Genomic DNA, 11,569 nt, shown 5'->3' on the forward strand with positions numbered 1-11,569 from the left:
GCAGCCCATGAGTGTCTTGAACTTTCCCCGGATCTACCTCAACGGTTTCATGTTCTGGAACCCCCCAACCCTCAATAACAATGATGTGCTACCGCTGTACGACGCCGTGAAGATGCAGATGAACTGGCCCTTCTTGAGCACGTACGGGATCAATGCCGAGAATGCTCCGCGAACGCTGATGCCCTGGGCCATTACCCCGCTGGCGTACAAGGACGTTCCGGACTACGTGTTGCAGGTGCCCACCAACGGCGACCCCAGCAACTACCCGATGATTCCCGCCGAGTGGGACCTGTTCGGTGACAACGCCTGCGGCACCGTGGACTACCAGCAATTTCGCTCGGTGATCATCGGCGGTGAAACCAAGGTCGACAGCTACATCGACACCGACCCACTGATCAACAAGACGTACCAACTGCAGGGCAACTCGTTCGGCAGCCCAACCCCGACCGCGGCACGCTTTGTCGACGTCAGCCCCTGGCAGAACACCTTCACTGCCCTGTACTTCGAAAAGATCATGCTGGGCGATGCCACCTGCGGCGTGACCCTGAAACAAGGCTGCCGCATGCTCAACCGCTTCCTCGATTTCAACTGGGGAGCATTTGGCGGCCTGGTCTATGTGACATGCACCTGGCAAACCTGCTTTACCAAGGATCAGGTGGACTGGGTCATCGGCGGTTCGCAACTGCTGCAGGAGCTGAAAGATGAAATGGAGCGCAATACCGACGCCCAAGGCCTGATGCTCAGGTTCACCACCTACTTGACCGTCTACGACAAGAACGGCTTGTTCAATGACTTCAAGAACGTCAACACCCATTCCCACGCGCCCTGGGACATGTCCAGGCTGCAGATGCTCTATCAGATAGGCCTGGACAACCCGACCGAGCTCTTCTTCAACCCCGCCTACAGCCGCAGCGCAGGCACCCTTGGGCTTTGGCTGCGCAACGAGTTCCCTACCGCGCCGGCCGGCCAACGCCTGGTGCCCAACGCCGGGGTACCGTTCTACAAGAGCGTACCGGGAGATGCGCAGATCCACGCCCAACAACAGGTGGTGAACCTGGGCGTGCTCAGTGCCGAGCTCAATGGCGGCACGCTGTCGCTGGACTTGGGCAATACCTTTCCGATCTACCCAGCCGTGCATGAGGGCCCGGCCGCCCCCGAGCTTGATGGACGCAACAACGGCATTCCGGTCGCCGCCAAGTTCAACGTCGGCGACTATGAGCTGGGGGTGCTGCAGGGCAAGGACTTCTCCTTCCTGGCCAGCATCGGCTTCGACCAGTATCGGCAATCGGCCTTCGACAAGCGTTCCGGCCTGTTGGACCTGCCCCTCGACACCAGCGCCCAGGCCGCGCTGAAAAACGGCAACCTGGCGCTGCGGCTCAAGGGCACCGACACCATCGCCGCCCAACAGCAGATGTGGACCGCGGAAGTCATCGAGAGCGCCAGCTTCATCGACGTCGGGGACAGCCGGACGCTGAGCATCATGGTGCAGCACAACGGTAAGCCCGCGCCCGCCGGAACCTCGTTGTGGGTGGCCGAATACAACAACGCCTTCATGCTGACCACCAGCAACTACTACCTGGCGTTCAGCAACCCGGCGGATTTCGTGCTGATTACCGACTTTCCCGAAGTGCGCGCGAAGAACGAGCCGGGCATGCCTCAGTTCGCCGACGCCTCGCAGCATCCGAGCCTGTTGAGGGAAGGCAGTGGCAGGCGCCTGAGCGCCATGATCGTCACGGCTCCCGGGTGCGATGTGCCGGTAAGCAACGCCATCACCTATCAGCAATTCCTGAAAACACCGGCCGCTATCGATCTGAGGCCATGCCTGAGGTTCGACAAGCCACAAGCGATGAGCGGGAAACTGGATGATGAGGCCGGCCTGGGCGCCACCGTGGACTACAGCCTGACCCGCATCCAGACCAATGACGACGGCATTGCCCAGGTGACCGTGCACGCCGTGGCGCCGGGCTTCCCTACCCTGCGCTTTTTCATTCAGGATGATCCGACGGGCGTTCCGTTCAGCTTTTCCTACACCGACGCCTTCACCGACTTCCTGTCGCCGCTGCGGGTACTGCCGCAAGAGCCGCAGATGCTCAAGGACTTCATCGACAGCTGGAACCAGATGTGTACGGCCGACGACGCCAACGTACGGATCTGGAACGAGTTCATCTATCCGCAGATTCTCCAACCCTTCTATTACCTCTACCCGATCATGAACAAGTTCATGCCGCTCAACTCCCTGCAACGCATCGAGGGCGCGATCGAGCAGTTCATCAAGCTGATCAGCAAGGAGTATCAGGAGGCCAGCACCCTGGCCATGCCCATCACCCGAGACCTGCCGCAAAGCCGTCGCCAGGTGCTGGAAATCTGGGCCAAGGACCTGGTGAGCACGGGCTACCCGCCGCGCCCACTGAACCTTACGGACTACCAGCAAGGCTGATCCGCAACCGTCATGCAACGGAACCCTGGGCGCACCGTGGCGCCCAGCTTTTGCAAAGGAGTGTCAGATGAACGCCAGTCTCTTCAAGCAACTGCTGTTGGCCGCCGGCCTGCTGGGCGCCAGCCAGGCGCCGTGGGCCCAGACCTACCCCGACAACGTCTACTTCAATATGGGCGTGCACAACGACAAGGGCTGCGACGCCAAGACCCATAACTGCATTGCCAAGCGCACAGCCAACGATCCGGCCGATCCGCTCTACCCGGCCACCTGGGTCAGCGACTGGATCATGTACCGGGTCACCGCCAACTACGCGAAGAACCCGCCGCCCTACAGCAGCCCGCCGAGCACCCTGCAACCAGCCGACTACACCGTGTCCCGTGGCACCAGCTACTACGACAACGACTATGTCCCGGCCGACGGCGACGGTTCCGGCGCGATGATGGAGCACTACGAGAAGTACTGCCTGCCGATCTTCCCGATCAAGGACAACAACTACACCTGCTCCTTCGTGTCCCTGGGCAACAAGGCCTACTTCCTCACCTACCCCGAGGACCGGCCCAAGGACATGCCTGCCTGCTGCATGTTCTCGCCAATGAACCACCCGCCGCGCCGGGACTTCATCAAACACCTGCCGTACAGCGCCGCCCGCAGCCAGAACCTGAACGGCAGCGTGCAGGCCTACGCGCTGGAAATCCCGGTCAAACCGAGCCCGATCCTGTTCGGCTACGCGTTCTACAAGCAGCCCACCAGCGATGCTCCGGGCCAACCGGCCTACCAGCACCCGCAGTCGTTCTACTTCTCCGGGGATGTCAGCGTCGCCAACGCCCCGATCGTCAGCCAGAACTATCTGAACTGGCGCACCGACAAACCGGATCCGGCCAAGACCTGGGACCAAGTCGCCAAGATGTGCCCGGCCAACCCGCCGGACTGCCAGCTCTTCACCCCACCGCCATCGTTGAAAAACGGTGCGCGGCCGCAGTGGAACCAACTCATGCCCCCTTCGCAGTGACAGGAGCTGTCTCATGAACCATTGGAGCCGTTTCACTGCCTTGCTGTTGCTGGGCCTGGGCAGCCAGCAGGCCAGCGCGTTGCAGCCCGGCACGCCTGGGTCGCAGACCACTTGCCCGCCCAACGCCGTGGTACCCGCTGCCGGAGCCTCCCAGCAGGCTTTCGATCAGTACAGCTGGCAGACGTTCATCAACCTGAACTGGCCCGCACAGGCGGGCCAGCGCGGGGTGGCCGATTGCACCAAGCCTTTGGGCAGCCCCGGCGATACCGTGTGGCAGACCTACAAGAGCGTCAGCGAGACCTTCCTTCCCGGGGCCACGAATCCAGGCCCCTGGAACTCGAAACTGCCGCGCAGGAGTCTCAACCTGATCAACATCGCCGCGATCAAGAACACCCAAGTGGTGCAGGCGGACAACCAGGCGGTCGGGGGCTGGCTGATTGATCAGCGCGGTAACCCGACCTACTACGACATTGCCGCCAACCAGGTGTCCTACAACTACATCGTCGCCAACGACTTCTACAACGCAGCGATCGTCGACGCCGCGAAGAACATCAACTTTCCCAACAATGCCAGCGAGATCAAGGCCAGCTGGCGCATCCTCACCACGGCCGACGACAGCAGCCGCTACCTGACGACGAAGGCCCTGGTGACAACATTCGACAGCCAGGGACGGCCCAACGGCGCCGAACCGGCCAACATCGGGCTGGTGGGGCTGCACATCATCAGCAAGGTCGAGGGCTACCCGCAGTGGATCTGGTCGACCTTCGAGCAGATCGACAACGTGCCACCCAAGGTCAACCTGGGGGGCAAGTGGGTGGATCAACCGGTCTCGGGGATTTTCTACTCCTACTTCAACGCCAAGGCTCCCGCCGGCAGCCTCAATCAGTCTCCCTGCCTGTGGCAGCAGCAAGGCACACAGATGGTCTGTACCCCAAAGCCCGGCACCCGGTTCAGCACGCCGGATCCGCTGAACCGGGTCACCCCGATCACCGACGTCACCCAGCAGGTCAATACCCAGTACCAGGGCAATCCGCAGGTGCAACAGAGCGTGTTCAAGTACTACCAGTTGATCACCACGCAGCACCCCCAGTCGCCGGACAATCCGGGCAATCCGCTGGGTCAGCCAACACCGTCGCTGTCGGCCAACGTCACCATGGAAAGCTACATCCAGAACAACAGCAGTTGCATGAACTGCCACTCCATGGCGACACCGCTGCATAGCCAATACAAGAGCGACTTCTCCTTCCTGTTCAGATTCGCCCACGCCCCGGTCACCCATGCCACCCAGGATAAGGAATAGATCATGAGCATATTGAACGGACCCCGGCTGAACTTCTGGGGTGGCATCTCCACCGACGTCAGCGTGTCCAACAACTCGCCGACCTTGCCCAATGGCATCGCCACGTCCCTTGATCTGTATGACCTGACCACCTCAACGGTGTCGGAACCGGCCCGGACCTACAGCGATGACCGCCTATATGAATTGATCAACGCCCCGGACCCCAGAATCGGTCCCAACAGCCGATACACGGCCGGCGGCTGGAACCACTACGGAGACCACGTGGTGACGATGCACAATGCGCTGATCAGTTCCCAAGGCACACCGGGCAACATCTCGCTGGAAGGAGACATGGTCGGCCAGCCGGTGTACCTGCTCGGCTCCGTTACCCCCGGCACCGGGCAAGGCCCCAATTCCGGCCCGATGATGGTCGACCTGGACCCCACAGCGAGCACCACGACCCAGATATTTGTCGGCGGCCTGCAGATCGGCAGCAGTACAGCTCCCGAGCTCTTGATTCGCTGTAATACCGTGTGCAGCAGTTTCGACCTCAATACCCGTGTGCTTGAGCCTGGAAGCATGGACTCACCCGGCTCTTTCCATGCAAGCGGCACCTTTCAGCTGACCTTTCCACTGAGCAGCATCGTCAGCTACAACAAGGGCAGTGCCGGACTAAAGGCCCTGATCGAAGCGCCCAACGCCACCGGGATCGTGCTGCGTTTCGTGATGTTCGAAATGTGCCCCACCCTGACCACCGAGCAACTGAACGCGGACTACGCCGCCAACCAGTTCAACCCTAACCCGAGCATCGGCCGGGTCATCGGCACCCTGGCCACGGCGTATGCCGATGAGCCGCAGATCTGCCCGCCGGGCCGTCAACTCATCAATGCCGACAAGGACCTGAACATCAGCAGCGTTGCCTATGCCGAGGTCGCCAATGGGCAACTGAGCATCGATATGGTCAACCTGATCCCCAAGCAGACCTTCAGGGCCGTGCGCGACGACATCACCAGCCCTATTGGTCCCAACGCCGACTACGGGACCGTCACCATCGCGAGCGCGGCAACGGTCCTGGCTAGTTTTGAACCCAGCGACCCGCTGCTGCAGGACTACTACCGGTTCGGTGGCATCATCGACGTGCCGCTCGACACCACCCAGATCCAGCAGGTGCAGAGCACGCCCTTGTGCATCAGTGCTCCAGGGAACGCCCTTAACCCAGCGCTATCGGCACCCGAATGCGCGTATCGAGTCTACAGCGATCAGCGCAACACCTACCTCGATCCTGACAGCACAGGCGTGCAGATCACCTTGCAAGTCCGTTACCTGGGCGCCGTGGTGCAAGCAGATACGCCAATCGATATCGCGGCCTCGGCGACCGCCGTCTATGAGGCCAACCGCTACTGGGACTTCCTGGCGCTACCGAACTCGCTGACGGTTCCGGCCGGTCAGCCCTCGGTGAGTTTCAATGTCGTCCCCGTCGCCGGCTCCAGAACCCAGGCCGGCTTCACCACCCTGACCTACACCCTCGACAACAACCCCCTGACCCAGAGCTTCAGTAACTTTCGCAAATACGCCTGGAGCGACTTCGGCATTCCCACGGGCAGCATCGTGACCTGGGAACAGGTGTACCAGAACGTGCTGCGCTTCCATTACCTGGCCTTTCCTGCCATGTCGCGCTACATCCAGCTCAACCAACCTGACGCGGTGATGAGCTACAAGCAGGCGATCCTGGCCCGGATCTCTCCCGAGTACCAGAACACCACCTTGTACATGTCAGTGGTGCGCTCGATGTCGCCGAGCCAATGCTCCCTGCTGACGACCTATCTCAACGGCACCCCCTGGCAGCCTTGAACAAGGAGAAGACCATGACCGTTGCTCTACACATACCCGCCGAGCCGCAAGAGACGCTGCGCCCAAGCGATATCATCGCCGAGGGCCTCTTCAACCCTCGCGGCGTCTGCGTCGAAGACGATGGCAGCCTACTGCTGGTGGAAGCCGGCTCAGGCCTGCCTGACCAGACGTTCAGTGGCCGTATCAGTCGCCTGCGACCAGACGCACGCGCCCAGGACGGCTACCTGCCGCCCGAGGTCCTGGCCCAGGGCTTTCGCTCGATGAACATGCAGGCGCGGATGCTTCGGGACGAAATCATGGGCCTGTCGGACATCGCCTTCGGTGCCGGGCGCTACGTGGTCAGCCAGACCGACTACGTCGCCGGTTCGAAGCTCCTGGACCTGCAATACAGCCCGCCCGAACCGCTGTTCCATAGTCGCGGCAACCTCAACTCGCTGTGCTATCACCCTTCGCGCCAAAGCTGGCTCGCCGTCAAGCCCGATACCAACCAACTGGTGGAGTTCACCCCGGACGGCGAGCAGATCCTGGCCCTGTTGCCCGACCAGGATCAGGGCCAGGAAGCGGTCCCTGTAACCCTGGTATACGAGCCGCAAACCGATGCGGTGCTGATCAGCCTGTTCTCCGGGGAACTGCATCGCGACCCGACGCGCAAGGGCATCGACTTCGCCGACAACGCCGGCAAGGTCATCCGTGTCTGGCCTGCCAGCGGCAGGATCGAGGTGTTGATTCGCGGGCTGCAACTGCCCACCGGATTGGCGCTGGATCCGCAGGGACGGATTCTGGTGCTGGAACTGTGCGATCGGCTGTTGCAACCCCTGCCGCTCGACTGGTCCGGCGAAGTCTTGCACGGCGGCTTCGCCCGCTTCAGTGGCCGCCTGCTGCGCTGCGACGTGCAGCAACGCAATGTCCAAGTGCTCGCCAAAGGCCTGGATACGCCGTCCAACCTTTGCTGCATCGAGGGCGCGGTGTTGGTGAGCGAAGGCATGGGGCTGAGCGGACGGCCGATTCCCACCGCCGATCAGCAGGTGGTTGCGCTGAGCGGACGATTGCGGCGGGTCCGACTTTGAACCAGCCCATTCGACAAGAGTGATGTGCGGTGGTCGAAGGTACACAGCGTGGTGTGACCTCGCCCTCTTATGAGCCAGGCCCGTATTCCGAAACTGCCGAGACCGGGGTTTGCCAGTTCGATGATTGGTATTGCGCCACTATGCTGGAGCGGATCAAAGGGCCCATGCCCTTGAAGTCGGTCGGCTGAGTGCGCGGCTGACGCGTAAGCCTTTCAGCACACGGGTGCAATGGAAGGCTTGCGCTGTCGCGACCGTTTCAGCGGATGAACGTTGGAATATCCAACCCCAAGCTCTCGCGCAACGTCGTCCCCTCATACGCCGTGCGATACACCCCACGCGCCTGCAACAACGGTATGACGTGTTCGGTAAGCCGATTGAATTGCTCCGGGTGCCCGATATAGATGTTGAACCCATCCACCGCCCGCGCTTGGAACCAATCCGTCATTTTTTGCGCGACCGTCTCAGCCGAACCCACAAAGGCGCCCGGACGCAGTTGTCGGCCGAATTCAACCGCCTGGCGCAAGGTGAAGCCTTTTTCACGCGCCTGGTCCGCAATACGTTTGGCGGCGGTAAAAAAGCTGCTGCGGGCAGCCTCCAGGCTTTGCTGTGGAAACGGTGCATCGAGGTCGTACTGGCTGAAATCGTGCCAGCCGAAATTACGCCCGAACTCCTTCAGCGCAAGGTCAAAGCTGTGATCGGCCTGATGGTAGTGCTGCTCGATTTCACGGGCATGCTCGTCCGTGTCGCCGATGTAGATTTCGGCACCGGGCATGACCAGCAGTTGTTCCGGGTCGCGACCGCGTTGCACTGCCCTGCCCTTTACATCCCTGTAGAACGCCTGGCCCTGCTCGATGCTGGCGGCGTGGGTGAAGATCACATCGGCGGTGGCGGCGCCCAGGTCGCGACCTTGCGGTGAGTCACCGGCCTGGAATATCACCGGCTGGCCTTGAGGCGAGCGCTGGATATTCAGCGGGCCGACCACCGAAAAGTGCTCACCCTGGTGGTTCAGGCTATGCAGCTTGCTCGGGTCGAGGAACTGCCCCGTCGCGCGGTTGCGCACGAATGCATCGTCCTCATAGGAGTGCCACAACCCCTGCACCACCTGAACGTGCTCGGCGGCGCGACCGTAGCGCGTGTCGTAATCATAATGTTCGTCCCGACTGTAATTACCCGCCGTGCCGGCATCGCCGCTGGTCACCACGTTCCACCCCGCACGGCCCTTGCTGATCAGGTCCAGGGACGCCAGACGCCGTGCGACGTTATACGGCGCGTTGTAGGACGTGGTCAGCGTACCGACCAGGCCGATATGCCGTGTACTCACGGCGAGCGCGGATAACAGGGTCAGCGGTTCCAGGCGGTTCAGGTAGTGGGACGGTGACCCCGGCGTGATGAACTGGCTGTCGACGATAAATATCAGGTCGAACAGTGCCGCTTCAGCCTGGCGCGCAATAGCGATGTACCAGTCGACGTTGACGCTGGCATCGGCCGGCAATTGAGGGTCAAGCCACAGGTTATGGCGACCCGGACCACCACAGCCCATGGTCAGGGCCCCGAGTTTCAGCTGTCTTTTAGTCATGTGTGGCGTCTTCCTGGGTGCCTTCAGGGCTGGGTCTTGGCGACGGCGGGTTGCAAGGATGCGGCGAATGAATCGTCGAATAAGCGGGTCGCCGCGTAAGCCTTGACCAGCCCTTCGCCTGCAAAAAAGTCCACGGTTTTCTGCGCCTCTACCGGCGACTGGGCCGTCAGCGGCTCGACCGTGGTGCGGGCGCGGGCAAACCAGACTCGGGCGATGTCCGCATCCGCCCTTGTGCGTTTGGCCCAGGCATCTGCATACGCGTCAGTGTTGGCGGGATTCTGACGCGCCCAGTCGCGGGCTTTCTTCAGGCGCTGGAGGAAATCACTGATGGGCGCGCGTTTGGTCTCGACGGCCTTGGCATTGGCCGCTATGAAACTCTGGGCCGGAATCAACCCTTCAGCCGTCGCGAGCACCCGTGCGCCTTGGCGTTCCTGTTGTGTGACGTAAGGCTCCCACGTAGCAATCACGTCCACCGAGCCACCTTCGAGCGCATGGGAAGCATCCAATGCGCTGAGATAGCGCAGCTCCAGCGAGTCGCGGGGCACGCCCGCTTTATCCAGCGCGGTGAGCAACAATTGCTGGCTCCAGGAGCCTTTCCAGATGGCGGCGCGCTTGCCTGCGAGGTCCGCAAGGCTGTGGATGGGGGAATCCTTTTTGACCAGGATGGCCACGCCGTCAAGGTTTTGCCGGCTGACGGCGATCACCTTGATCGGTGCGCCCAATGCGCCCAGGAACAGCACCGGCGCATCCCCCAGCAAACCAATGTCGAGGCTGCCGACGTTGAGCGCTTCGGCAACCGGCGAGCCTGCGGTGAATTGCTTCCATTCAAGGGTATACGGCAGGTCGTCCAGCACGCCCGCGACGTCCATCACCGCCTGGGCGTTGTAGCTTTGATCGCCGACCACCAGGGTTTGCGCATTCGCGCCCAGGCAAAGCAGTACAGCGGCCAACCCGGCTGCCAGTGTTGTGAGGTAACGCACGCTCGTCTCCAGATGCCTTGTCAGGCATTTCAAGTCGATCCGCGCGTGCGGTCTCGCCAATACTCAAAGGGATAGTCAGCGGCGTACGATGAAGCCAGGTACCGGGCATGTAAAATACTGATAACGCATAACGTAATTCTATAATAATGTCTTTTACGTATTTTTATCGCAGTGGGGTCCATGTGTCATCCGTATGCCCCATGCTCAAACGTCATAATCCCCGGTTCGCCTGCATGGTAATCTCGCGCCACCACGAATAGACAAAGATCGTCACATGACGATGACCAGAGCCAGGAAAGAACATGCCAAAAAAATCTCACTCAGCGTTGCGCCGCAACTTCCGTGAACTGCTTGCAACGCCTGCGTGCGTTGAAACCGCCTCCGTATTTGATCCGATGTCGGCGCGTATCGCCGCCGACCTGGGTTTCGAGGTGGGCATCCTGGGTGGCTCGGTCGCCTCGTTGCAGGTGCTTGCGGCGCCCGATTTTGCATTGATCACGCTGAGTGAGTTCGTTGAACAGGCCACTCGCATCGGCCGGGTAGCGCAGTTGCCTTTTATCGCCGACGCCGACCACGGCTACGGCAATGCCCTCAACGTGATGCGCACGGTCGAAGAACTTGAGCGCGCCGGCGTGGCTGCGCTGACCATTGAAGACACGCTGCTGCCGGCGCAATTCGGGCGCAAATCCACCGACTTGATTTCCATCGAGGAAGGCATCGGCAAGGTCCGCGCGGCCCTGGAAGCGCGTGTCGATCCCGAGCTGTCGATCATTGCCCGAACCAACGCCGGTGTGTTGTCGACCGAAGCCGTTATCGAGCGCACCCAGGCTTACCAGAAAGCCGGTGCCGACGGGATCTGCATGGTGGGCGTCAGCGATTTCGAGCATCTGGAGAAAATCGCGGAAAACCTTACGGTGCCGCTGATGCTGGTGACCTACGGCAATCCCAAGCTCAATGACGCCCAGCGTTTGGCCGACCTCGGCGTACGCGTGGTGGTCGCAGGCCATGGCGCTTACTTCGCGGCGATCAAGGCCACCTATGACAGCTTGCGTGCCCAGCGTCAGTTGACTCACAGCACCTCGAACCTGAGTGCTACCGAGCTGACCCATACCTATACGCTGCCGGAGAGTTATGTGGCGTGGGCCAAGGAATTCATGGACGTGGAAGAATAAAACAGCGCGAAGCAGGGACGATTCTCCCCTTTCCCACGAAAAAATCCGCCGCATTATCTGCGGCGGCAACCAAAGGATTTTGTCGAAGCAGAGCGGCTAAGACAGTCCTCACGCTACACCTCCCCGCCGATTAAAAAGAGTGAAGTTTAATTAATCGAGTTTAATCCGCTACAGGGCTGCAGCCCGCGCAGACTGTGC

The 11,569-nt window shown here is 61.2% G+C and carries 8 protein-coding genes and 1 pseudogene; 7 read left to right on the top strand and 2 right to left on the bottom strand.

Features of this window, described 5'->3' with window-relative positions; all coding sequences use genetic code 11:
• Window positions 1–7 precede the first annotated feature (7 nt).
• The 6 genes and pseudogenes from V6M90_RS19685 to V6M90_RS19710 form a co-directional block, all read left to right on the top strand.
• Window positions 8–2,437 carry a hypothetical protein gene (locus V6M90_RS19685; protein ID WP_141064709.1) on the top strand — a complete coding sequence of 810 codons (2,430 nt, stop codon included), beginning with the start codon at window positions 8–10 and terminating at the stop codon, window positions 2,435–2,437.
• Between the two features lie 67 nt (window positions 2,438–2,504).
• Window positions 2,505–3,446, top strand: coding sequence for a hypothetical protein (locus tag V6M90_RS19690; RefSeq protein WP_003173969.1), 942 nt, complete (start codon window positions 2,505–2,507; stop codon window positions 3,444–3,446).
• Between the two features lie 13 nt (window positions 3,447–3,459).
• A complete protein-coding gene (locus V6M90_RS19695; RefSeq protein WP_003173970.1) occupies window positions 3,460–4,746 on the top strand; it encodes a hypothetical protein in 1,287 nt (428 codons plus the stop codon).
• Between the two features lie 3 nt (window positions 4,747–4,749).
• Window positions 4,750–6,576: a hypothetical protein gene (locus tag V6M90_RS19700; RefSeq protein WP_332846989.1), complete on the top strand. Its 1,827-nt coding sequence runs from the start codon at window positions 4,750–4,752 to the stop codon at window positions 6,574–6,576.
• 14 nt (window positions 6,577–6,590) lie between these two features.
• Complete coding sequence (locus V6M90_RS19705; protein WP_332846990.1) at window positions 6,591–7,643, top strand: hypothetical protein; 1,053 nt, start codon at window positions 6,591–6,593, stop codon at window positions 7,641–7,643.
• A 29-nt stretch (window positions 7,644–7,672) separates the two neighbouring features.
• Window positions 7,673–7,831, top strand: a pseudogene (locus V6M90_RS19710) (SRPBCC family protein); the annotation flags it as partial.
• A gap of 68 nt (window positions 7,832–7,899) precedes the next feature.
• On the opposite strand, the gene V6M90_RS19715 reads toward V6M90_RS19710, so the two are convergent.
• A complete protein-coding gene (locus V6M90_RS19715; protein WP_332846991.1) occupies window positions 7,900–9,219 on the bottom strand; it encodes an LLM class flavin-dependent oxidoreductase in 1,320 nt (439 codons plus the stop codon).
• A gap of 23 nt (window positions 9,220–9,242) precedes the next feature.
• Window positions 9,243–10,199 (bottom strand): ABC transporter substrate-binding protein, encoded by a 957-nt coding sequence (locus V6M90_RS19720; RefSeq protein WP_332846992.1) that lies wholly within the window; start codon window positions 10,197–10,199, stop codon window positions 9,243–9,245.
• A gap of 302 nt (window positions 10,200–10,501) precedes the next feature.
• On the opposite strand from V6M90_RS19720, the gene V6M90_RS19725 reads away from it, so the two are divergent.
• Window positions 10,502–11,371, top strand: a complete 870-nt coding sequence (locus tag V6M90_RS19725) for an isocitrate lyase/PEP mutase family protein (protein ID WP_003173975.1) — start codon at window positions 10,502–10,504, stop codon at window positions 11,369–11,371.
• Window positions 11,372–11,569: the final 198 nt, after the last annotated feature.

It is taken from the genome of Pseudomonas lactucae, assembly GCF_036688725.1.
Classification (GTDB): Bacteria; Pseudomonadota; Gammaproteobacteria; order Pseudomonadales; family Pseudomonadaceae; genus Aquipseudomonas; species Aquipseudomonas lactucae.